Origin of the sequence: Aestuariibaculum suncheonense (genome assembly GCF_014596935.1) — a bacterium.
In the GTDB taxonomy this organism is placed as follows: Bacteria; Bacteroidota; Bacteroidia; order Flavobacteriales; family Flavobacteriaceae; genus Aestuariibaculum; species Aestuariibaculum suncheonense.
Map to the genome: position 1 here is coordinate 179,865 of NZ_JACVXC010000003.1, position 24,690 is coordinate 204,554.

Consider the following 24,690-nt stretch of genomic DNA (forward strand, 5'->3'; position numbering starts at 1 on the left):
TAGATAAGCTAATAAGCTCGAAATATCAGAAGTATTTAAATTTCGATAATCGGGTAAAGATGATGTTAAAATGAAAAATATACTCTTGCCAACGGACTTCTCTGAAAACGCATGGAATGCCATTAAGTATGCCATTAACTTCTTTGCTTACGAAACTTGTCAGTTTTACCTGTTGCATGTAAATAGAGTTAGCAGTAACATAACAGATGGCTCACCATACATCGCTACTACAGAAGTTTTAGAACGTTTGTATTTAAAACCTACCAAACAGCAATTGCGTATGGTTTTAAAACGTATATCTACCGAATGTGCTCATAACAACAATCATAAATTTTATGTACTTACAGACTATAATTTTTTTATAGAATCCATTCGTCAACACGTTGAAGAAAAAAAAATCGACCTGATTGTTATGGGTACCAAAGGCGCAGAAGGTTTAAACGCCATGATTGTTGGCAGTAATACGGGAGATGTAATTAAAAAAGTGAAATGTAACACATTAGCCGTTCCTGAAAAAGCAACTCTAACTGACATAAGAGAAGTGGCTTTCCCAAGTGACTTTTCTCTGAATTACAATATTCAAATTTTACAACCGCTACTTGATATTCTTGAAAACTACAAGGCCTCATTGCGTATTCTACACATCAATAAAAACCAAACCGATTTAAATACAGAACAATTGAAGAATCGCGAATTATTAGAAGATTATTTTATTAATACCGAATCCAGTATTCACTATTTAACCAACAAACGCCTTGAAGACGCTGTACAGTGTTTTATCGATAGCCGAAATATTAATTTAATGTGTATGGTTGCTAAAAACCTAAATTATTTTCAGCAAATATTATTTCATTCAAAAGTTGAAGAGATAAGCTACCACACACAAATACCGTTTTTAGTCTTACATGAAAAAAATTAAACATTATGGACCATTCAATATTTTTAGCCAAGTTTTGGGGTTGGTATCTCATCATATTTTTCCTAATTCTGAGTTTTAACCCTAAACGCATCCGACAAATATTTACCGATTTAAAAGATGAAAAGTTTTTAATTCTTTCGGCTTTCACTGCCATTAATATAGGTTTACTCAATACCTTATTTCACAATATCTGGGAGCCAAACTGGACTTTAATCATTACGCTTATCGGGTGGTTTTCCATTGGTATCGGGTTATCCTTGTTTATTTTTCCCAAACAAACAACCTCGGTTTTAGAGCTAATAAATATCAAGCTGGTTCAACTTATTTATACACTGCTTTTTTTAGTTGGCTTGTTTCTGTTAAATATGGCTTATAATATTGTACCTGCATAGAACTTGAACTGATATATATCATTTCTGGGTTTAGTATTTTTAAATACATTGAAGCTGTAATGAAGTTGAATAACGATTGGAATGCTTATGAACACAGAAATACTTGGTTATGCCTTTATTACAAATTCCCAAAAAGGCTATTAATTGAATTCGCTAACATAATTTGCGATGAAAACAGGGCACGATTTTAATTGAAAACGCGTCCTGTTTTTAATTTACCAAACGACTTCTAAAAACCATTTAATCTGATAAATATCATTGTAACAACATCTTACAAACTCTAATTTTATTAACATAATACTTAAGGTGATGAGAAAGATATTAATACCAACGGATTTTTCAGAGAATGCATTTAATGCCATAACTTTTGCTATAGATTTATTCAAATATGAGATTAGTGAGTTTTATATTACGAATGCCTATCAGGATGACATTTATGCCGATGAAGCCTTAATTGAAGAAAGCGATTTGCAAAGTGTTACCGAAACCGTGAGTAATAATTCTAAGTATCAGCTTAATCGTATTTTAGAACGTATAGAAACCATTTCTCCCAACCCCAAACACAGCTACCATAGTGTTTCTGCCAACAATTTACTTATTGATGAAATGGACAAGATTGTTGATGAAAAAAACATCGATATCATTGTTATGGGGACACGTGGAAAAACCAATGACAAAAAAATTACATTCGGTAGCCATACCTTACAGGTCATTAAATATGTGCAATGCCCGGTATTAGCCATTCCCGAAAATTATAAGTATGCTCAGCCCAAACACATCCTTTTCCCTACCAACTATTTAATACCTTACAAAAGAAGAGAGCTTAAATTACTCTGCGAAATGGCATCGCCTTTTCGAGCTATTATAGACACCCTTTACATCTCTATAAGCGACAAACTTTCTTTAAGACAAAAAGATAACCAGACCTTTATTAAAGAAGCGCTTCATAAAAACATCATCAATTTTAAAATCATCAAAAGCAAACAAATTATAAATACCATCTATCAATACATAAAAGAAAACAACATAGACATGTTGGTTATGGTAAACACAAGACACTCTTTTTTGGAAGATATTCTATATCAATCGACAATAGACGAATTCAGTCTCAATATAGATATTCCGTTTTTAGCCTTACAAAACATAAAACGCTATTAAGTCGATTTTTAGAATTTTAGTATCAACCAGAAGAAGTCCTGACAACATCAAACTACAATAACCATTAAAACTAAAGTGATGAAAACAATACTTCTGCCTACCGATTTTTCAGATAATTCTTGGAATGCGATAACATACGCTTTACAGCTCTTTAAAGAAGACACCTGTACCATTTACCTGCTAAACACATACACACCTGCCATTTACCATGTAGAATATGTATTAGTACAGCCTGCACAATTTGGTATGTATGATGCCGTTAGAGAACATGCTATAAACAGTTTAGAAGAATTTAAAATTCGTATTAAAACCGAGTTCAACAATCCTAAACATACCATTGAAACTATAGCTACGTTTAACACCTTGATTTCTGAAATTAATGAAATAGTTACCGAAAAGCACATCGATTACGTTATTATGGGAACACAAGGTGCAACCGGAGCTAAAGAAATTTTGTTTGGTTCAAATACAGTACATGCTTTAAAACATGTAAAATGTCCGTTACTTGCCATTCCCAGTGGGTTTAAATTTGAAGAACTTCATGAAGTTTTATTCCCTACCGATTACGGGATACAATACGAAGAACGTCATGTAAAACCTATTTTCGACCTCATTTCATTAGATTTTACCCAAGTTAATATTCTCCACGTCCTAGACGGATATGGCCTAGCTGAATATCAGAAAGAAAATAAAGCAACCTTAAAAACCTATTTTAAAGAAGCCACTTACCTAATACATGAAGTCGATAGACAAACCGTTGAAGAAGGCATCTCTAATTTTCAATTACAAACCCGAATCAACTTGCTTGTGATGATAAATAACAAACACTCTTTTTTTACCAATTTGTTTTTCAAATCGACTATAAACCAAATCGGCTTTCATCTAAATGTTCCTTTTCTTGTAATTCCCGATAAAATTTAAAATTAGAGCAGCAAAATAAAGCCTGATGCATTTTATCAGGCTTTTGCGTTTACATTTCCCTCCCTCTCCTATCTACTCGCGTTAAAAATTATAAATCAAATAGATAGTATTAAAAAGAATCAATTATATTATAACGTATTTTGAATCATATTTCATTTTATATACATCTTAATGTTTTTCAATTAAGACAAAATTATCCTAATTATGATAATTATCATGTTTTTTAGCATTTGTAAATTATAGCTTTGAAAAACAAAATCAATTAAAATGAAAACAATAGCTAACTATTTACCCTTATTTATTTCCTTATTATTTTTTAGTTGCTTCGAAAGCAAAGAAAACCAATATGATAAAGCTGAAGATATCCCTGTTACTAGAGAAATGATTGCTGAATTAACTTCTCCTCCTAATGTACCAGCTCCAATAGGGAGAAGAAGCGCAAAAAAACTCATTGTTAAAATGGAAATTCTTGAAAAAGAAGGCGAAATAACAGATGGTGTTCGTTATGTATACTGGACTTTTGGGGGTACGGTACCTGGAAGCTTTATTAGAACCCGTGTTGGTGATGAAGTAGAATTTCATTTACAAAATCATCCGGACAACAAATTACCACATAACATTGATTTGCATGCGGTAACTGGACCAGGTGGTGGAGCCGAATCATCATTCGTTGCTCCCGGACACGAAAAAGTATTTTCTTTCAAAACCTTAAATCCAGGTTTATATGTTTACCACTGCGCTACTGCTCCTGTAGGTATGCATATTGCTAATGGTATGTATGGCTTAATTTTAGTCGAACCAGAAGGAGGATTACCCCTTGTTGACAAGGAATATTACATCATGCAAGGAGATTTCTATACTAAAGGCGATAACGGCGAACGCGGATTACAGCCTTTTGATATGCAAAAAGCCGTTGATGAAAAAGCCGATTATGTGGTGTTTAATGGTAAAGTTGGTGCCTTAACAGGTGATAATGCCATTACTGCCAAAGTTGGTGAGACTGTTAGACTTTTTGTAGGTAATGGTGGTCCTGGATTAGTTTCTTCGTTCCATGTTATTGGTGAAATTTTCGATAAAGTACATATTGAGGGCGGTGATAAAATTAATGAAAATGTACAAACTACACTCATTCCTGCCGGGGGCGCAGCCATAGTTGAATTTAAGGTTGATGTTCCAGGAACATTTATTTTGGTAGATCACTCGATATTTAGAGCTTTCAATAAAGGTGCTTTAGGGATGCTTAAAGTTGAAGGAGAAAAAAACAAAAAAATATACTCTGGAGAAATTAGAGATGATATCTACCTTCCTGAAGGACCAGGAATTCAATCTATGCCAACAACTGATGAAATTGTAGAATCTGATATTCCTGCCAAATCCTTTGAGGAACAAATGCAATTTGGAAAACAAACCTATATACAAACCTGTTTTGCTTGTCACCAGTCTGAAGGACAAGGCATACCAAACGCTTTCCCTCCTCTTGCAAAATCGGATTATCTAAATGCCGATGTAAACAGAGCCATCGATATTGTATTACATGGTAAATCGGGTGAAATAACTGTAAATGGCGAAAAATATAATAGTGTTATGACCAAACAAATGCTCTCTTCTGAAGAAATAGCAAATGTACTAACCTACGTTTACAACAGCTGGGATAATTCTGGCAAAGTCGTTAGCAAAGAGATGGTTGATAGCGTTAAAAACAAAAAATAACAAAGTCATGAAAGGTCATGTTTTTAGATTACTAACACTTATACTCATTACCCAAACATCACTGTTTGCACAATCTGAAAATATGGCCTTTATAAAAGGAAATCGATATATTCCGCTTTACGGAAGAGATTCTACTGTTGTAGAAGTCAAAGACTTTGAAATGGACATCTATCCGATAACCAATGCCCAGTTTCAGGATTTTGTAGCAAAATATCCAAAATGGCAAAAATCTAATGCTTTAAAATTATTTACCGATAAGAGCTATCTTTCCAATTGGGAAAATGACTTTGAACTTAAATCTTCCGAAAAACCAGACAGCCCCGTAACGTATGTATCCTGGTTTGCAGCCAAAGCCTATTGCGAATGCCAAGGAAAACGTTTACCCACCGTTGATGAATGGGAATATGTCGCCATGGCTGATGAAAACATACGTGATGCGCGAATAAAACCGGACTACAACAAGCAAATTTTAGCCTGGTACGAAGCCCCGAGAACCAACGAAAATAGTATAGGACAACACCCTAAAAATGTCTGGGGAATTTATGATTTACACGGTTTAGTTTGGGAGTGGACACTCGATTTCAATTCGGTATTGATTACCGGAGAATCACGAAAAGATGTAGATAAAGACAGTAATTTGTTTTGCGGAAGTGCCGCCGTGAATGCCACCGACTTAATGAACTACGCCGCCTTTATGCGTTATGCCATTCGAGGGAGTTTAAAAGCAAAATATTCCATGAAAAATCTAGGATTTAGATGTGTAAAAGACATAAACAAATAATCATGAAGCCCTTAAAATCAATTATAATTCTGGTATTGCTCACACTCACTTTCAGTTCCTGTAACTCCAATAAAAACAATCAGGAAACGGTACTTTTCCAATGTCCCATGCACTGTGAAAGTGATAAAACTTATACAGATGCAGGAAATTGCCCCATATGTAAAATGGATTTACAATCGTTGGAACCAAGTACTTCAAAAATTGAAAATACGATTGGTATTTCAGAAGAATCTATTTTCAATTTAACGTCTGATTGGAACACCGAAGAGGGTGAACAAATTCAGTTAAGGGACTTAAAAGGAAAAACTCTGGTTATGGTAATGATTTACACCTCATGTAAAGCAGCCTGCCCACGTTTGGTGGCCGATATGCGTAATATTGAGGCTAAAATTCCGGATGACAAAATGGATCAGCTTAACTTTGCGTTAATCAGTATCGATCCTGAAACAGATACGCCAGAGCGCCTAAAAGCCTTTGCGATTGAAAATTATATGGATGAACCACAATGGACGTTCCTTCAAGGTACTGAATCCGGTGTTCGCGAATTCGCAAATGTGCTGGCGGTTAAATACAAACAAATTTCGCCAATAGATTTTTCGCATTCAAACATTATAAGTGTTTTTAATCCGCAAGGCGAATTAATGCATCAGCAGGAAGGTTTAGGGGTTGACAACAATGAAACCATAGAAACAATTCTCCAATTAATTCACTAATACTTTTGTTTACATATAAATTCTCTTTCCCTTGGTTTTGCCTACATGTAATAGTATCAATAAAATTCCTAAGGGCAACAGGACACTGAATAAAAACAACAACAAATAATAGTTTGAAATTAATCCCATACCAAGGTAAAATCTACAACCTTGGATTAATAAAATAACTTCAGTTAAAACAAAGCCTGAAAGAAAACAGTACAGCCCTAATTTTAATAGAACAGAAGAGTTCTGTTTACTAAAAAGAAATGCAAAAAGAAAACCTGTAATCACTCCCAGCATCACTAAATGAATAAAACCGATAACAAAATTACGATGCATAAACACGGCTTCAGAGAATTCAGGAATTAGCGTGACTCCTTGTAGAAGAGTTTTCAGAATAAAACAAAACACACTAAAATAATACAGCGTAACGATGAGTTTAGATTGTGTTTTCAAAGCATTATTTAATTCCAACTTTATGAGTTTCAAAAATAAGTACAGAGTTATTAATTGTAGTAAAACCCCAAATACATTTATATAAATTAAGATGGGGTGCGGAGCAAACCATTGTACAGGCAAAGCAAAAGTAAGTACGGTTGATACGACTAATAATTTGAAAAAGTTTTTAAACCGTCTGGAATCTTCAATCTTTAAAATATGGAACAAGAGAGCCAGGACGGCAATTAAAAACCAACCGTTAAATTGAAAGTGCAAAAAAAACTGAATAGCAATTTGGTAAAACGCTGAAGCCTGACCTAACAAACCTACCGCTGGACCCAAACACCACACTCCTACTGTAGAAATCAGCATAAATATTAAAGCTGCTTTTAGTAATAATTGGGAGGTAGCTGATGTTACCTTATGGTGTTTCCAAACTAAAGAAACAAAATAATATGAGCAAAAAATATGAAGGGTTGAAAACGTTATGGAAACAGCCGCGTAGCCCTGAACAGGAAAACTAAGCATCATACCAACAACTGCAATTTCGGTTACCCAGAATAATTTATTATAAATCGATTTTTTATCGGGAATAAAATAATGAACAATAAAAGTATACAACATTAAATACATCCAACCTAACATAGCTACATGAGAATGTGCGTGCGTTAAAAACCGGTAGTTTAATCCAATGGATTCTAAAAAGGAATAACGAAGCGCCAAACCCATTAAGGCGGCAATTAAAAAATTTATCAGGCAAATGATAATCAGTTTTTTGGGCATAAGAATATATAAAGTTCTTAAAATTAGGAAATCCTATACTGTTTCATGATAAACAACATAGGATTTCTGTACAACAATTAATTTAAAGATCTATACTAACAAAATCTACTTTCCAGTTTTTCTGCCGCCGGAAATAAGATGTTATTCTCTAAATGGATATGTAAATGCAAGTCTTCTTCAAACTCCTGAAGCATTGCAAATGTTACTCGGTATGTATTACAGGCATCGGCAGGAGGCGTGTAATTACCTGTAATTTCAGCAATTTTTCTAAAACGCACACCTTCATTATCGTGTTCCTGCATCATCATGGCTATAGGGTTTCTTACCGTGCCAAAACCAGGAGCTTCCACAGCAGTTTGTTTCAGTTCAGCATTTACTAATTTTTTAACAAAAGGAAAGAGAACAAGTTCTTCCTTTTTCATATGCTGCGCCAATTCTCCTGCCGATGCGGTAAACAACTCGTTTACTTCAAAAAGCTCAGGATGTCTTTCACCATGTACTCGGCATAACTTATCTAAAAACTGCTTTAAAATTGGTGTTTTTTCTTCTACATAACGGTGATGTTTTTTTTCAATATAATCTACAAGTAAATCTAAAGGCCATGATTTATAATCGGTGGTTTGATTGCCTTGTGTGTTTAAAACCTGCTCTAAACGATGCACCAATTCACTGGTTTCAATGGCATTTTTTTCACATACATCTTCCAAAGTTCTATTGCCTCTACAGCAAAAATCGATGCCATATTGCGTAAAAACTGCAGCTGTTCTAAAATCTTCTGCTACAAATTCTCCTACTTGTTTTTGTGTTATTGTACTCATAATATCTATTATTAATTGTTCTTTGTTATTTTATTTTTTAAAGTTAAATCGAATACAAACCAACAGGTTGTAACGATACCTACTGCGAAAATGACATCTCCAATAGTTCTCAGCCATTTTAATGTAATCATGGTCGGGTCTTGCATTAATTCTGATGAACGTGCATACCACATACCGTGTTCAATACTTTCTACGGCTTGCCAGATTCCTATAGGTAGTAAACTCAGTAAAGCCATACCTAATAATCCTAAGTTTAACGACCAGAATGTAATTTTTAACAACTTATTGTTCCAGGCTACATTTCTGTATAAACTGCGCAATACAAACAACATTAAACCGATGCCCAGCATACCGTAAACTCCGAATAAAGCCGTATGTCCATGTAATGGCGTGGTGTTTAAACCTTGAACATAATACAGTGCAATTGGCGGATTAATGATGAATCCGAAGATACCAGCTCCTAAAAAGTTCCAAAAAGCAACGGCAATCATAAAATAAATCGGCCATTTATAATCTTCCAGCCATTTAGTAGCTTTTGATAACTTGTAATTGTGATAAGCTTCGTAGCCAATTAAGGTTAACGGAACAACTTCTAAAGCGCTAAACGTGGCGCCTAAAGCCATTACAGCTTTTGGTGTTCCGGTAAAATACAGGTGATGAAAGGTTCCTAGAATACCTCCCGACATAAAAATAATGGTCGCCAACAATACATTTAATGTTGCTGTCTTGGTTTTTAATAATCCTAAACGAACAAATAAAAAGGCGATAACAACGGTTGCAAATACTTCGAAAAAGCCTTCAACCCATAAATGAACAACCCACCATCTCCAGTATTCTGCAATTGCCAAATTGGTGTGTCTGCCCCACATTAACCCAGAAGCATAGAAAAGCGCAATGGCACTGCAAGACACTAAAAACATGATAATCAAGTTCTTTTCTTCCGTTTTACGTTTTAGAACAGGAAGTAACGGTCTTACCATTAAAGCCAGCCATAAGAACAAGCCAATTAATAAAAATATTTGCCAGAACCTTCCAAGATCAACATATTCATAGCCTTGATGACCAAACCAGAAATTGTTAACCAGATTTAACTTTTGCATCACCCCAAACCATTGTCCGGCCATAGACCCTAAAACAATAATTAAAAGCGCAATAAATAAGAAGTTAACACCGAATTTCTGAAACTTAGGATCTTTTCCTGAAACTGCCGGAGCAATATACAATCCTGTAGCTAACCAAGCCGTAGCAATCCAGAAAATAGCCAGTTGCGTATGCCAGGTTCGGGTTACCGAATATGGTAATATTTTGTCTAATGCAAAACCATAAAATCCATCTCCTTCAACACCGTAATGCGCGGTTACAATACCTAAAAGCATTTGTAACACCATTAATAAAGTCACTACCCAAAAGTATTTTTTTACGAGATGCATACTGGGCGTCATGCCTTGTTTTAACAAAGGATCTTCGGCTGGTGGCGGCAGTGATTGATCTTCCCCAGATTTTACATGATAAAATACCAGCACGCCAATACATAAAATAAGTAAGATGATACTAACCCCGGACCAAACCATTAAATCCATAGTAGGTGCATTCCCTACTAAATCGTCGGCAGGCCAGTTGTGCGTATAACTGACATTACTATCCGGGCGCTCGGTTACCGTGGCCCAGGTTGCCCAAAAGAAAAAGGCATTCATTTTATGCATTTTAGCTTCATCCTTAATCGTGTTTACAGGAATCGCATAATCGGTACGAAGTTTATCGAATTTTGGATCGTTAGTGAATAATCCTTTATAATAATCGCTTAGATAATTTATGGCTTCTACTCTATTCTCAGAAATGGTAATGGTGTTCGCCGCTTCGTTGTATGTATTTGTTCTTACAGCGTTTTGCAATCTTACTTTTAAAGCGGCCTGTTGTTCTTCTGTTACGGCTTCATAATTTTTTCTAAAATCATGTTGCGCGTAAATATCTAAAATATAAGTCGCTTCTCTGTGTAGCCAATCGGCCGTCCAGTCTGGAGCGACATAGGCACCGTGCCCCCATATTGAGCCTACTTCCTGACCTCCTATACTCTGCCAGATATTCTGACCATCTTTAATTTCAGATTCTGTGAAAATAATATCCCCATTGGTAGAGACGATAGATTTTGGGATTGGCGGTGATTGTTGATAGATTTCAAAGCCATAGTACCCTAATACGCTAAACGAGCTTATCATTACTGCTGCAAATAGCAACCAGAGTTTTTTTTCTTTCTTCATAATAGTTATTCTTGTTTTAAATTTAATTTCGGATAATTTTGTCTTATTTGTGATTAAAAAATATATTAATAAAGTTTTATGTATCTAATTTTATTTAATTCGGATAATTTTATCTTTTTTGAAGGTAAATTTTTTTTAACGCCGTAAAAAGGTATCTCCTTCTTTAATATCTAACGCTAAATCTTCCAGATTTGTGGATTCTAACATGCTTTTAAGTTGCTCTCTCACGATTTTAAACTTATCGTGCATCGGGCAAGGACGATCTTCATCGCAGGCATGCAAACCAAGGCCGCAACCTCTGTAAATACTATCGCCATCAATGGCATCAACAATATCAGCTAACTTAATATCTTTAATTCTGTTTTTATCGATTTCAAAACCACCATAAGCCCCTTTAACAGATTGAATAACGTTATGTCTTACCAATGCCTGCAAAATTTTGGCGGTAAACGCTTGAGGGGAATCAATTTCTGCCGCTATTTCTTTGGGACTCACTCGTCTGCCCTCAAAAGAATTAAGTGCTATAAAAATGGATGCTCTAATACCGTATTCACAAGCTTTTGAAAACATATATTGAATTTATAGATGCAAAGATAATAAGAGATTTAAACTAGGACAAATAAGTCTTAATTAATTTTTATTATTTTTTAAATTTAATTTTTCCTAATTCGATATTAATGGCTGTTTTGGCTAATATGGTAAACACAAAAGCGCCTAATGCCCAGATCCCGAGGGTAACTCCTATTTCAATTCCTGTTGGTGTATACTCGGCTATTTTACCATAAGGTCCGGGAATGAATCCTGGAACGATTAAACCAAACCCTTTTTCAATCCATATTGCTATAAACAACATAAAACATGAAAGGTATAAAATTTTAAAATTATTTCTGAGTTTATGAAAGGTTAACAATACCGTAGCTAAAACATTTAAAGGTATGGCTGTCCATATCCAAGGTAATAGAGCTGTTTTTCCATGAAGTCCAAAAAACAGATAATACGCGCTTTCACTATGATGCGTTGGCGCATAAAACTCTTTAAACAATTCACTAACCAGCATAATTAAATTAATTTGAGCTGCAACAGTTACTACCAAAGCTATTTTTTTAATGGTTTTATCCTGAATATTGAATGCTGAAAAGTTTCTAATAATAGCCAAAACTAAAATAATTAACGCCGGTCCGGCTGCAAAAGCTGAGGCTAAAAACCGAGGTCCTAAAAGTGCGTTATTCCAAAACGGACGTGCCTGTAACCCTTGATACAAAAAGGCGGTTACTAAGTGAATTCCAACTGCCCAGAAAACGGATAAAATAGCTCCCGGAACATAAACCTTAGATTTCGCTTCTTTTCCCTGATAATGTCTGAACAAAATATAAAACGGAATGGTAATGTTTAAAAACAGATAACCGTTAAGCACTATAACATCCCAGGTAAGCATAGAATTCGGGAAATTAAAAACACCAATGCCAGGAATCATGTGCCATAATACAGAAGGACCTCCCATATCGGCCACAACAAAAGCCAAACACATAATTAGGGCGGCTACTGCAAGTCCCTCTCCTATTAAAACTGCCTGCTTAAAATCGATATCCTTTAAAACGTAAGTCGGCATTACTAGCATCACAGCTGCTGCAGCTACCCCTACCAAAAAGGTGAAATTTGATATATACAACCCCCAACTTACGCGATCGGTCATTCCGGTAACGCTTAGTCCTTCTTCCAGTTGGATAGAATAACAATACATGCCGATTAACATAATCAAGGTAAGTGATGCCATCCAGATATGATACCTGAGCGAACCGTGTGTTATAACATCTAAACTGTCTTTAACTAAGCTTTTAAAAACTTTTAATCGTCCCATTAGTTCATTAATATTAATCCATGAAATACCAAAACTTAGGTTCGGTACCCAAATCTTCTTTTAACCTAAATACTTTTTTATTTTCCAACACCCATCTGATTGTACTGTTGGGGTCGAGTAAGTTTCCAAAGATTCTGGCTCCGGTTGGGCAGGCTTCAACACATGCCGGATTTTTTCCCGCTCGGGAACGTTGTACGCAAAAGGTACATTTTTCCATAACACCCTTTTTACGCATGCGGTTACCTAAATAATGCTGATTATGATTGATTTCGGCTTCAGGAACTTCGGGCTTTTTCCAGTTAAAGCGTCTGCCATCATACGGGCAAGCCGCCATACAATATCTGCAACCAACACACCAATCGTAATCAACCACCACCAAACCATCATCTTCTCTCCAGGTCGCTTGTACCGGACAAACTTCAACGCAAGGCGGATTGTCACAATGAAAACATTGCGTGCCCATATAAAAATGGCCTTCAGCAGGAACTTCATGGTAATAATTATCGTCTGCTTCACCAAAATCCAGACCTCTGCCGTCTTTCATTTCGTGAATTCTTATGTATTGCATTTGCGAATCACGATCCTGATTGTTTTCTTCTACACAGGCGTTCACACAATCCATATACCCCTGACATTTTGATATATTAAAGGCATAACCAAACAAAACATCTTCATTTGCATTTTTTGAAGACATATTTATTTTCTTACCGGTTCTAAGTTCATAGGAACGCATTAATCGGTCTACCGTGCCTTTTTTCTCATCATCGGTCATTAGTTTGTAATTGCCTTTAAATTGCTCTTCCCAATCTATCTGAGCTTTCTCTTTGGTTTCATCGCCAGTTAGCATACTACACGAAGTACTTACGGCCCCTGCCCCAATAAGCAAACTAGCTGTTAACTTTTTAAAGGCGGTACGTCTATCCATTTTAACATCGAAAACCTGTTCAAAACCGTCTTTGGTTCTTTCGCCCCCAATAGATTTTATCTTGGAATCGGTATTTGGAATAGGATTTGAATTATGAGAACCACAACCTCCGGAACTCTTTCCGCAACCACAAGTTGTTTCATTAGAAACTTTACGATTTAGATTTAAAGAAAACCACTTTTTATTTTTATCACCCATACCTTGACTATAATTTTTAAACTATACTTGACGGAAACTTACTCTCGTTCCTGTACTTTTTGAGTATTAAAACGAGCTGGCCATCTGCTCTCAAAATGCGGTTTATGTGGATTGTGGCAATTAACACATGTAAACGAGGCTCTTGGAGGAGCCCATCCACCTATACGTTTACCGTGAGCGCCGCCTTTCCAATCTTCAAATTGCTTGCTATGACATTGAGCACATAAATTATAACTGTTATTAAAATCGATATCGTTTTCGGTTAAACTCCGTAAATTATTCATATTATTAGGATTGTGGCAAGTCACACAATTCATCGTATTTTCATTAGCGTGATCTAATTTGATATCCCAATGTGCTTTCTGTAATCCTTCAGTTTGCATTTGATTAAGCGGCTTTGAATGACAATCTATACAAGCATAAGATTTAATTTGCCCTTTGCGCTCCGGAATTAAAAAAGTATGTGCGCCTTCAGTAATTTCAATCGTTCGTGTGCCTTCAATATAAGGCTCTGACGAAACCGACGACCCGTGATATTTCTGTCCTTCCACTTCTATTTTTTCAATAACACCATGATATTCCCCCTCACCATGTTTACACGACCAGAGTGTTATAAAAAAAACAAAACCAAAAACTAATTTTCTCATACTGTATTTATGGTGTTTCATTAGTTATCATTCTTTTGAAAACCGTTACATTACTGTGTTCCTCTTTGTTGTTAAGCACATGGCATTGTCTGCAATTTACACGTTCAGGGTGCGTTACTCTGATCTCTTTTGGAGCACTGGGTCCGGCGTGACAAGACAGACAATTTTCGTGCATTTGTATTTGATGAGGAATGATAGGCGGACTTCCCGGAAGCGCATTGTTATTTCCAACTTCAGGTGGTGGTGCTTTGTAAAAACTGGTGCCTGCGAACATTGTTTCAGAAACCTGGGCCACATGACACTGTCTGCAATTTACCATTTCCGGATGTGGCGTTACCGGAGCATAAGCATTAAATTTTTCAACAAACCCACCGTTTTGATGGCATTTTAAACACACATTTTCTCCCATACTTATCTCACTGGCTACCGGATGAGGAATGCTTGGCGGTGCGCCATGATAAGCTCTGTTTTTATAATAAGTTTGTAACGACCGTTGGTGCTGTTCATCAACAGGCATATTGGCATAATCTAAAGCAAATTCTGAACGCTTAAATACGCCGGTTTCTGAAGGAATTAAAATTATTTTACTTTCTGGTTCAATAGGGACATAGCCTTCTTCTTTTCCTGATCTGTAACTAATATTCCAAACCGCCAAAAACGCGACAAAGAGTATTACAAATAATGATATGACACCTAATCTTTTCATGCTATACCTTTTCTACTTTTACGGCACATTTTTTATAATCCGGTTGCTTTGAAATCGGACAAAATGCATCTAAAGTCAACTCGTTTATCAACATACCTTCATCAAAAAACGGTACAAATACATGATTCACTTCCGGAACACCTCTTTCATTTACTGAGGCAGGTAAAATTATTTCCCCACGTCGTGTCGTTAATTTAACCTTATCGCCGGTATTAATGCCCATAACTTTAGCTTGCTCCGGATTTAACTCAACATAACCATGCGGCATGGCTTGATGTAAAACCGGTATTCTGCGGGTCATAGAACCTGTATGCCAGTGTTCAACCACACGACCGGTATTTAACCAAAACGGATAGTCGTTATCGGGTTCTTCAGGTGCATGCTCGTAAGGTCGTTGCCAAATCACAGCTTTCCCATCGGGATTACCGTAAAAATGAAACGCCTCACCATTAGAACATGCTGGATCGTATTTTGAATTAAATCGCCACTTTGTTGATTTTCCGTCAACATACGGCCATTGCGCACCGGGTTGCGATTTTAAAACCTCTAACGGTGCCATGGCATGTTTCTTTCCTTCGTGATGCTTTTTGTATTCGTTATAGATTTCTTCAACATGAGTTTCTTTTTTGTAATAAAATTGTTTTTCGAAACCTAACCTTTTTGCTACTTCAACAAGCTGCCATGTATCGCTTATAGCTTCTCCTGGGGGCTCTACCATTTGTTCGAAATATTGTGTACGCCGTTCTGAATTCCCATACATACCTTCACGCTCTACCCACATTGCCGATGGTAAAATAACATCTGCAATATCGGTTGTTGGTGTTGGATATATATCGGAAACCACAATAAAGCGGCCTTCTTTTTTTGTAGCATCTCGATACCGTTTTAGTTTCGGCATCGTCACCATAGGGTTGGTGACCTGTATCCACATGAATCGAATTTCTCCCCGATCTAAAGCCCTGAACATTTCCACGGTATGATAAGTAGGCTTAGGATCTATATTTTCAACTGGTACATCCCATATTTTGGCAGCATGAGCACGGTGTTCGGCATTAGTCACAACCCCATGAGGTAATTTATGCGTTAAAGTCCCCACTTCTCTAACAGTACCGCAAGCACTTGGTTGACCTGTTAATGAAAACGGACTGTTACCCGGAGTTGAAATTTTTCCTGTGAGTAAATGTATGTTATAAACCAGATTGTTTATCCACGTACCACGCGTATGCTGATTCATACCCATACACCATAAAGACATGACTTTTTGATTTGGATCACCATAAAAAGACGCCATATATTTAATGTCTTTAGCTGAAACTCCAGATATTTTTTCAACCTTTTCGGGAGTATAATCTTTCAAGAATGTTTTGTAAGCTTCAAAATCTATCAATTCAGGTTTGTCGGTAAATGCATATTTATCTTCCAAACCAAACCCCATATGTGTTAGTCCTTTTTTAAAAGTACAATGCTTTTCTACAAACGATTTGTTTACCCAGCCATTATTAATAATCTCATAGCAAATGGCATTTGCCACCGCTAAATCGGTATTTGGTTTAAAGATGATTGACTTATCGGAAGCCATACTGGTACGTGTAGTTCGGGTAGCAAAATCGATAACTTTTACTCCTCGTTTTAAACGCTGATCTAAAATTCTGGAAAACAGTACTGGATGCATTTCAGCCATATTATTTCCCCAAAGCACGAACACATTGGCATGATCAATATCGTCATAACACCCCATGGGTTCATCGATTCCAAAAGATGTCATAAATCCTGTTACCGCACTAGCCATACAAAGTCTTGCATTGGCTTCTACATTATTTGTTCCTATACAACCTTTAAATAATTTTGATGCTACATAACCATCAGGAATAGTCCATTGCCCGGACCCATAAATTGAAACGGCATCTTTTCCATAGTCCTTTATGGTTTCTTTCATTTTGGACGCAATTAAATCTAACGCTTCCTGCATGGAAGTTTCCACATACTTTCCATTTTTCTTTACTAAAGGTTTGGTTAATCGGTCTTTTCCATACATGGCCATAACAGAATGGTAGCCCTTTACACAGCACAACCCTTTATTTACCGAAGATTTGGGATCACCCTTTACGGCAACGGCTTTTCCGTTTTCAATACCTACCAAGACACCACAACCAACGCCACAAAATCTACAGGGCGCTTTCTTCCAATCTAAATTTTCGCTATTGGGGATCTTAGCCTCTTGTTCTTCTGCAAACAAAATACCAGGAAACATGGCCGCTGCAGCTGTCATTGCCGATAATACAGCCATCTTTTTTATAAAACTACGTCTGTCTGTTAATGAAGTATACATACTATTTACTTTTAGGTGTATCGAATCCAGAAACCATTACCAGTAGCTTTAAACTACTAATGCTTTCAATTTGTTCTTTTAAATGGTCTTCTTCTAAATTGTTATCGGTATCGGTAACTACTATGAGTAGGTCCTTGTTTTCTGAGGGAATTACTTCACACTTTTCAATTCCAGACAAAGCATTAATAAGTGCTTGCTTTTCGTTTTTATGAGGATGTGCTAAATAACTTTTGATAGGCATAACGTATCGTTTTAAATAGGACATAAAAGTCTTTTAAGTTAATCAAAAAAAACCTGACATTTATCATATGCTACTAATTTATAATTAATATAAATAATTGATTTTATGATAATTATAAAACAATCTACACGCATACTTTTTATAAAAAATGACTATTCTATGTCTTCTTTTGGTCTCTTCCTTTAAATACATACAAAAAAACAGTCTTGGTATACGAGTAAAAGATATAATTAATAGCGTTTATTTATTTGTTAGATAAGAAAAACTTAAAATTAATGGTTAAAAAAAAGCCTTTCAAAAAATATTGAAAGGCTTTTTACCAACTAAACTCGACTTAAAGTTTAAAATTCTGCTCTAAAACAGTATCAGAACTTCCACCAACAAAAACTTTAAAGTCACCTGATTCGAAAACAAATGTGCCACTATTATCAAAAAACCCTAATTCATTTTTAGTTAAAACAAAGCTTACCGTCTTTTTTTCCTCAGGATTTAACACTATCAACTCAAAACCTTTTAGTTCTTTTACCGGACGGGTTATAGAAGCCACTTCATCCCTTATGTACAATTGAACCACTTCTTTACCGCTAAGACTTCCTGTATTTGCAACCTCCACCGACACGTTAACTTCATCTTTAGATATCTTGTTGATTTGAAGATTGGAATATGAAAATGAGGTGTAACTTAACCCATGACCGAATGGATATAATGGTTTGTTACTCTCATCTGTGTAATGCGACCAAAACACCTCATTTGGAGCTGGAATCACCGGACGCCCTGTGTTTTTATAGTTATAATATATAGGCACCTGCCCTACTGTTCTAGGAAAAGACATAGGTAATTTTCCGCTAGGATTATAATCGCCATACAAAACCTGAGCAATCGCGTTTCCACTTTGTGTTCCTAACTGCCAAGCTTCAACAATAGCCGGAATATGCTCATCTGCCCAGGTAAGGGTTAATGGCCTTCCGTTATTTAGTACCAAAACAATATTTTTATTAACGGCATAAACTGCTTCCAGCAACTCCTGCTGTACTCCTGGTAAATCCAAATGTGTTCTACTTCTGCCTTCTCCACTCTGGAACCCATGTTCTCCTAATACCATGACTACCACATCGGCACTTTTAGCCACTGAAACGGCCTCTGTAAACCCTCTTTTATCAGATGTGTTTATGTTTAATTCTTTTGCAAATGTTGTTTCACCATAAGTCAAATCGGCACCTTTGGCATAGGTTAAATGATTGTCTGGATATTGCAACATGCCTTCAAGTACAGAGACTGCCGTACTATCTTTCGATGCAATACGCCAACTCCCCAAAGGACTTGTTTTATCCGCTGCCAAAGTTCCTATCAATGCTATATTCTGACCACTTTTCTTTAGTGGTAATAACTTATTTTCATTCTTTAATAAAACAATGGATTTCTTAGCCACATCTAAAACAGCGTCCTGAATTTCTTTGCTTCCAATAACCGCCTTTTCTGTTTCTAAATTGCAGTATTTATAAGGATCATCAAAAAGACCTAATTCAAACTTTACCCTTAAAATACGTCTAGCCGCATCATTAATCAAGGCTTCATCAACCTGACCTTCTCGTACCAGATTTGCCAATTCATCCACATACGCATACGATTCCATATCCATGTCGGAACCAGCGACTACAGCTAATCTTGCAGCCGCTTTTTTATCTTCTGCAAAACCATGAGCAATCATTTCATTAATTGAGCCCCAATCCGAAACGACAAAACCATCATAATTCCATTTTCCTTTTAAAATATCACGCTGTAAAAAAGCATTTCCTGTCGCGGGAATTCCATTCAGTTCATTAAACGAGTTCATAAAGGTTTTTACACCTGCATCGGCTGCGGCCTTAAACGGAGGAAATATAATATTATTTAAAGTTGAGGTACCAACATCGACCGTATTATAATCTCTTCCGGATTCTGCAAAACCATAACCTGCCCAATGCTTAGCGCAAGCTGCTATAGTTTCCGGTGATGATAAATCCTCGCCTTGAAAACCCTGAACTCGAGCGACAGCTATCTTACTTCCCAAATACGGGTCTTCACCTGCACCCTCCATAACACGTCCCCAACGAGCATCTCTTGAGATATCGACCATAGGTGCAAACGTCCAGTTTATACCTACTGCGGCTGCTTCTTTTGCTGCCACCTGAGCTGATTTTTTAATGGCCTCTAAATCCCAGCTTGCCGCTTCGGCTAAAGGAATGGGACTCAAGGTTTCATAGCCATGAATCACATCAAAACCAATAATTAGCGGAATGCCCAATCGGGTTTCTTCTACAGCAATTTTCTGTACTGCTCTAACTTCTTCAACACCCCTTACATTTAACATAGAGCCTACATACCCCTTTTTTAAATGTTCGTATTTCTTAGCGGCATCACCATCTGCTGGTGTTGGGCCTGTTACGTCCCAAAAACCGTTGTATTGATTCATCTGACCAATTTTTTCTTCCAAAGTCATTTTGGCAAGTAAATCGGTTACTTTTTGTTCAATACTATCTGTTTTACCTTCTAATTTTATTTCCTCATTTTCTTTACAAGAACTGATAAAGAATAAAAGCACAAGTAACGTTATATATTTATGATTTCTTTTCATGCTATTGGTATACTTTTACATAATCAATCTCCATAACAACTTCTGTAAAATTTGGATCTATTTCAAACCAACTTCCGCCTAGCGCTACATTTAAAATCAAAAACTGAGGTTTATTGTATGGCCAGGTCGTTACGTTTTTAGTTGCTGGGTTATAACTGTATTTTAACTCATCGTCTATTAAAAACTGTAATTCATCTTCATTCCAAACCAACGAATACACATGAAATTGAGTAGCATAATCCGTTACAACGGTCTCACCTACTTTAACATTTCCACAGCCTCCTGAACAAGACAAAGTATGCGTTGCACTAGAAATTACAGTAGGATTGTGCCCCCAGTGTTCCATAATATCTATTTCTCCACATTCAGGCCATCCAACCTCGTCTATATTGGCTCCAAGCATCCAAATGGCAGGCCATGTGCCTTGCCCGCTTGGTAACTTTGCTCTTACATCGACACGACCATAAGTGAATTCATATTTATCTTTAGTTAATAGTCTTGCCGAAGTATAACCGGATCCTTGATAATCTTCTTTTTTAGCGATGATTTTCAACAAACCGTTTTCAACTTTTACATTATCGGAACGATTGGTGTAATATTGTTTTTCACCATTTCCCCAACCACATATATCCGGACAACCATTACCTATGTCATACCCCCATTTACTTGTGTCCGGGGTGCCATCAGTATCAAAATCATCAGACCAAACCAACTGAAGATTGTTAAAAGCGACAAAAACCGATACTTTTTTAAATGTACTAACCTCATGTCCTGTACTGGAGTGGGCAAATGCAGTAATAACATACTCATTGGTCCCGGGATTAGAAAAGGTATACTGAAAACTTCCTGTTGCGTTTTTAACTTCCGATTCTGACTCTATTTTAAAACCATAGGAATTGGCATTTTCAGCATTTACAGTAATAGAAACGATACCGGAACCATCACCATTCGGATTATTAGCATCTGCCCCTTGAACCTCTACAGTTAATGTTAAATTTTTAGGTATAATCTCATTTGGGGGATCTGGCGGGCTTATATCGTCGTTACCTCCTGAACAGGACAATAACAACCCTAAGCCTATATTTAGAATATAAAGCATCTTCTTAATCATTATATTTAGTTTGAAGTTATCTAAATAAAGGCGGTTGTTTCATGAACCGCCTTCTTTAGCTATATCCAATTAGGGTTGAACAGGTTTTTCTGTTTGAAACAAACAATACCAGGCATATCCAGGCTCGGTAACTCGAACTTCAAGAGTACTATCTGTTATTTCAATAATTTCAAAACTACTACTTCCTACATACCAACTCATAAAACCGCCATCTGAAAAATTAATGGTCGTACCACGATATGGTTCATTATCAGGGTCATTTTGATCAATTGTTGCAATTGACGTTGAAGGTACAAGCTGTACATTTTTAACTCCGATTAAAGATGGTACAACATCTGCCCCATGGCAAGTATCACCATCAACACCTACAGTACCGGAATAGGTTCCAGGGATATAAGCATCTCCAACAATCTGTTCATAAGTTAAAGTTCCGTCTGCCGACTGAGTAAATACCATTTCGGCATCATACATACATAATTTATCAGGGTGCCAGGCATTTGACTGAAACCATGCTGGATATCTATGTTCTCCACCACTTGAAACTTCATCGGGACCTAAGCCTATATTAACAGGCTTATCCGCCGCCCAATACCAGGTTTTACTTGTGCCGGGGCCTCCACTTAAAAAATCTTTAGCTTCCTGGTCTTCGAACGAACTATACACTTCAATAATCATAGACTTAGAGCTTTGTGCACCTCCTGTACCTGAGGCAATAACTGTAACCGTATAAGCATTTACTCCTACCTGAGTAAAGCGGTGCATAGCTTCTCCTGTAGATACCACGTTATCGGTATTGTCTCCAAAATTGAAAATGTATGTAAAGGCATTGTCTGCTTTAGCTGAAAATTTGACAAAACCTGTACCATCTCCGTTAGGATTACTGGCATCTACACCTATAATCTCTATATCCATTTGAATGTTCGTAGGTGTTATAATATCTCCTATTTCCATATCTTCATCCTGACAGCCCATTGTAAAGAATAAAACTGCACAAAATGGAATTAATATATATTTTAATGTTTTCATCTTTCTGTTTTTTTACTCTTAATTATGAAAATAAATATTGTCGATATATACAGTTGAACTACCTCCCGATGTATCCCATATTAATTGGGTTATATTCGAAAAATCAAGATTGTATTTTGATAATGGAATGGTTACACTAATCCAGGTTCCGGTAATTACTTTTGGAAGAAATACAATATCTTCCATAACCGGATCTAAAGTTGTATTTACCATTTTAAATCCTAAAGTTGTAGCATCAGGCGTGTAATAATCAAAGTGTAAATATTTTACTCCTGTTAAATCAGTAGGATTACCATAATCAGTGACAATTCCTGAATAATTTAATGACTGGTATAACCATATATTATCACCACTAACACTATAATCTGTCAAAGTTGTAGTTTGGCCCCAACCTGGATTCACCTCATTTAATGGTACTCCTGTATAAACATCGCTATAAATAGATACCACATCGGCCTGAGCTATAGTAGGCACAGGAGCTGTTACCATAGGCTGTGTGGAACTATCTGAATAAAAATAGAGGTTATCTATATACACTTTAGCACTTCCTCCAGCTGTATCAAACAACAACTGTGTTACTCCTGAAGCATCAATACTAAATTCAGACATTGGAATGGTCACACTTACCCAGGTACCTCTGACAATTTCATCTACAAAAACGATGTCTTCCTGATTAACAACTGTATTTACTATTTTCAAGCCCAGTGCTTCTGCGTCTGGTGTAAAATAATCGAAATGCACATAATCCATAGACGATAGGTTTGTTGGATTACCATAATCGGTAACGATACCCGTATAATTCAAGGCTTCGTACAACCAGATATTATTTCCATTAATATTCACTTCGGTTAAGATTGTGGTTTGTCCCCAATTCGGGTTTAGTTCACTTAGTCCAACACTGGTGTAAGCATCGCTGTAAATAGAAACTACATTTGAAGCGTTTTGAGTTGGTGTTGGTGCATTATACTCTGGAGTTTCTGCAACTGTTGAGGGTTTATAGAAATAGATATTATCAATAAACACAGTACCAACAGCCCATGGCTCTCCTACAAATTTCATTTGGAATATTTCAGACACTGTAAGCCCTTGATCTGTATACTCTGAAATTGGAATATCTAAACTAGTCCATTCGCCACCAGTTAAATCTCGCCAAACGGGCTTTTCTGTTACTGTACCTGAAGCATTATTAATTAGAGAGGTTTCAATTTTTAACCCCTCATAAGCTGTCCAAACATCAAGATGTAAGTATTTCATTCCAGACACATCAACCGTAGTACCGTCAGCAAGAGCAATACCCTGATAACTCAGATTAATATATTGTAACATTTCATCTCCATTTAAATCGAAAGTCGCCCAGCCACTACCCTGACCTGCTTGTCCCCAATCTGGGAAATAATTAGTACCCGGAACATCATTGTATTTCGCACTGTAAATTGAAATAACATCTTGCTCTTCTCTATTAGGTGGTGCAGGTGCAGATTCTATAGGTTGTAAAATCTCAGTAACTTCAAAATCAAAAGTACATTCTGTGGTTTGCGATGATGCACTCATAACTATAATCCTAATGTTGTAAGTTCCTGGTTCTTGATAAATATAAGAGACAGGATCACCAATATTGGCTACTAAAGGTTCATCATTGCCTTCTTCTCGAAAATACACCTCGTAACTCAATCCGTATTTTGCGTTTACCTGAACATCAACCTGCTTAGATACAGCTTCATTATTGGTAATTTTAATATCAGAACCATCAACAATATCACAACTCAATTCAGGAGCTTTAAATACAACTTCAAGGTTTTCTGTTGCCGTAGTTTTTAATCCTGATAATCCTACAGCCTCTATGGAAACTATATAAAATTCACCTTCAGGTTTTTCAGCATACTTATGCACTACGCTTTCACCTTGCATCACCTTCGCCTTTTCTGCAGTACCATCTCCAAAATCTATATTGTAGGATGAAGCTCCAACCGCATTTGGAGTGATGGTTATTAATCCTAAATCCCCATTAGCTTCATCTAAAACCGGAAGAAAGGTTGCCGTAACACCAGAGGGCGCCACGATATCGTCTAAATACTCAAAGTTTTCATCATCGCTACAATTAAAAATAATTAGTAGGATAGCACATAAACTAGATATATATTTTAATGTTTTCATAATGTCGT

The 24,690-nt window shown here is 36.4% G+C and carries 21 protein-coding genes; 7 read left to right on the plus strand and 14 right to left on the minus strand.

All coding sequences use genetic code 11. The features are described 5' to 3' along the window. The first annotated feature begins 70 nt into the window (after window positions 1-70). The 7 genes from ICJ84_RS09150 to ICJ84_RS09180 all read left to right on the plus strand — a co-directional run bounded on the left by ICJ84_RS09150 (window position 71) and on the right by ICJ84_RS09180 (window position 6,594). Window positions 71-919, plus strand: coding sequence for a universal stress protein (locus ICJ84_RS09150; RefSeq protein ID WP_188216093.1), 849 nt, complete (start codon window positions 71-73; stop codon window positions 917-919). Between the two features lie 5 nt (window positions 920-924). Beyond that, the gene (locus tag ICJ84_RS09155; RefSeq protein WP_188216094.1) at window positions 925-1,311 is read left to right on the plus strand and encodes a hypothetical protein; all 387 of its coding nucleotides are present in this window, start codon (window positions 925-927) and stop codon (window positions 1,309-1,311) included. A 309-nt stretch (window positions 1,312-1,620) separates the two neighbouring features. Then, window positions 1,621-2,469 (plus strand): universal stress protein, encoded by an 849-nt coding sequence (locus ICJ84_RS09160; RefSeq protein ID WP_188216095.1) that lies wholly within the window; start codon window positions 1,621-1,623, stop codon window positions 2,467-2,469. Window positions 2,470-2,547: 78 nt separating this feature from the next. Beyond that, entirely contained in the window at window positions 2,548-3,390 is an 843-nt protein-coding gene (locus tag ICJ84_RS09165; protein WP_188216096.1) for a universal stress protein, read from the plus strand. Window positions 3,391-3,657: 267 nt separating this feature from the next. Then, window positions 3,658-5,100, plus strand: a complete 1,443-nt coding sequence (gene nirK / locus ICJ84_RS09170; protein WP_188216097.1) for a copper-containing nitrite reductase — start codon at window positions 3,658-3,660, stop codon at window positions 5,098-5,100. 7 nt (window positions 5,101-5,107) lie between these two features. Beyond that, window positions 5,108-5,881: a formylglycine-generating enzyme family protein gene (locus tag ICJ84_RS09175; RefSeq protein WP_188216098.1), complete on the plus strand. Its 774-nt coding sequence runs from the start codon at window positions 5,108-5,110 to the stop codon at window positions 5,879-5,881. A gap of 2 nt (window positions 5,882-5,883) precedes the next feature. Then, a complete protein-coding gene (locus ICJ84_RS09180; RefSeq protein WP_188216099.1) occupies window positions 5,884-6,594 on the plus strand; it encodes an SCO family protein in 711 nt (236 codons plus the stop codon). Window positions 6,595-6,603: 9 nt separating this feature from the next. On the opposite strand, the gene ICJ84_RS09185 is transcribed toward ICJ84_RS09180, so the two are convergent. The 14 genes from ICJ84_RS09185 to ICJ84_RS09250 form a co-directional block, all read right to left on the minus strand. Then, window positions 6,604-7,797, minus strand: coding sequence for a hypothetical protein (locus ICJ84_RS09185; protein WP_188216100.1), 1,194 nt, complete (start codon window positions 7,795-7,797; stop codon window positions 6,604-6,606). 95 nt (window positions 7,798-7,892) lie between these two features. Beyond that, window positions 7,893-8,615 (minus strand): iron-sulfur cluster repair di-iron protein, encoded by a 723-nt coding sequence (gene ric, locus ICJ84_RS09190; protein ID WP_188216101.1) that lies wholly within the window; start codon window positions 8,613-8,615, stop codon window positions 7,893-7,895. Between the two features lie 11 nt (window positions 8,616-8,626). Further along, window positions 8,627-10,873, minus strand: a complete 2,247-nt coding sequence (locus ICJ84_RS09195; RefSeq protein WP_188216102.1) for a nitric-oxide reductase large subunit — start codon at window positions 10,871-10,873, stop codon at window positions 8,627-8,629. Between the two features lie 135 nt (window positions 10,874-11,008). Then, window positions 11,009-11,443 (minus strand): RrF2 family transcriptional regulator, encoded by a 435-nt coding sequence (locus ICJ84_RS09200; protein ID WP_188216103.1) that lies wholly within the window; start codon window positions 11,441-11,443, stop codon window positions 11,009-11,011. 70 nt (window positions 11,444-11,513) lie between these two features. Further along, on the minus strand, window positions 11,514-12,731 hold the full coding sequence (gene dsrP, locus ICJ84_RS09205; RefSeq protein WP_188216104.1) for a sulfate reduction electron transfer complex DsrMKJOP subunit DsrP: 1,218 nt from the start codon (window positions 12,729-12,731) through the stop codon (window positions 11,514-11,516). 13 nt (window positions 12,732-12,744) lie between these two features. Then, the gene (locus tag ICJ84_RS09210; RefSeq protein WP_188216105.1) at window positions 12,745-13,854 is read right to left on the minus strand and encodes a 4Fe-4S dicluster domain-containing protein; all 1,110 of its coding nucleotides are present in this window, start codon (window positions 13,852-13,854) and stop codon (window positions 12,745-12,747) included. A gap of 38 nt (window positions 13,855-13,892) precedes the next feature. After that, window positions 13,893-14,501 (minus strand): cytochrome c3 family protein, encoded by a 609-nt coding sequence (locus tag ICJ84_RS09215; RefSeq protein WP_188216106.1) that lies wholly within the window; start codon window positions 14,499-14,501, stop codon window positions 13,893-13,895. Between the two features lie 7 nt (window positions 14,502-14,508). Beyond that, the gene (locus tag ICJ84_RS09220; RefSeq protein WP_188216107.1) at window positions 14,509-15,207 is read right to left on the minus strand and encodes a nitrate reductase cytochrome c-type subunit; all 699 of its coding nucleotides are present in this window, start codon (window positions 15,205-15,207) and stop codon (window positions 14,509-14,511) included. 1 nt (window position 15,208) lies between these two features. Further along, the gene (locus tag ICJ84_RS09225; protein ID WP_188216108.1) at window positions 15,209-17,536 is read right to left on the minus strand and encodes a molybdopterin-dependent oxidoreductase; all 2,328 of its coding nucleotides are present in this window, start codon (window positions 17,534-17,536) and stop codon (window positions 15,209-15,211) included. A 1-nt stretch (window position 17,537) separates the two neighbouring features. Beyond that, the gene (locus ICJ84_RS09230) at window positions 17,538-17,777 is read right to left on the minus strand and encodes a hypothetical protein (RefSeq protein WP_188216109.1); all 240 of its coding nucleotides are present in this window, start codon (window positions 17,775-17,777) and stop codon (window positions 17,538-17,540) included. Window positions 17,778-18,111: 334 nt separating this feature from the next. Then, window positions 18,112-20,391, minus strand: coding sequence for a beta-glucosidase BglX (gene bglX, locus ICJ84_RS09235; RefSeq protein ID WP_188216110.1), 2,280 nt, complete (start codon window positions 20,389-20,391; stop codon window positions 18,112-18,114). 1 nt (window position 20,392) lies between these two features. Beyond that, a complete protein-coding gene (locus tag ICJ84_RS09240; protein ID WP_188216111.1) occupies window positions 20,393-21,502 on the minus strand; it encodes a glycoside hydrolase family 16 protein in 1,110 nt (369 codons plus the stop codon). A gap of 69 nt (window positions 21,503-21,571) precedes the next feature. Next, entirely contained in the window at window positions 21,572-22,528 is a 957-nt protein-coding gene (locus ICJ84_RS09245; protein WP_188216112.1) for a PKD domain-containing protein, read from the minus strand. Window positions 22,529-22,546: 18 nt separating this feature from the next. Next, window positions 22,547-24,682, minus strand: coding sequence for a hypothetical protein (locus tag ICJ84_RS09250; RefSeq protein WP_188216113.1), 2,136 nt, complete (start codon window positions 24,680-24,682; stop codon window positions 22,547-22,549). Window positions 24,683-24,690 lie beyond the last annotated feature (8 nt).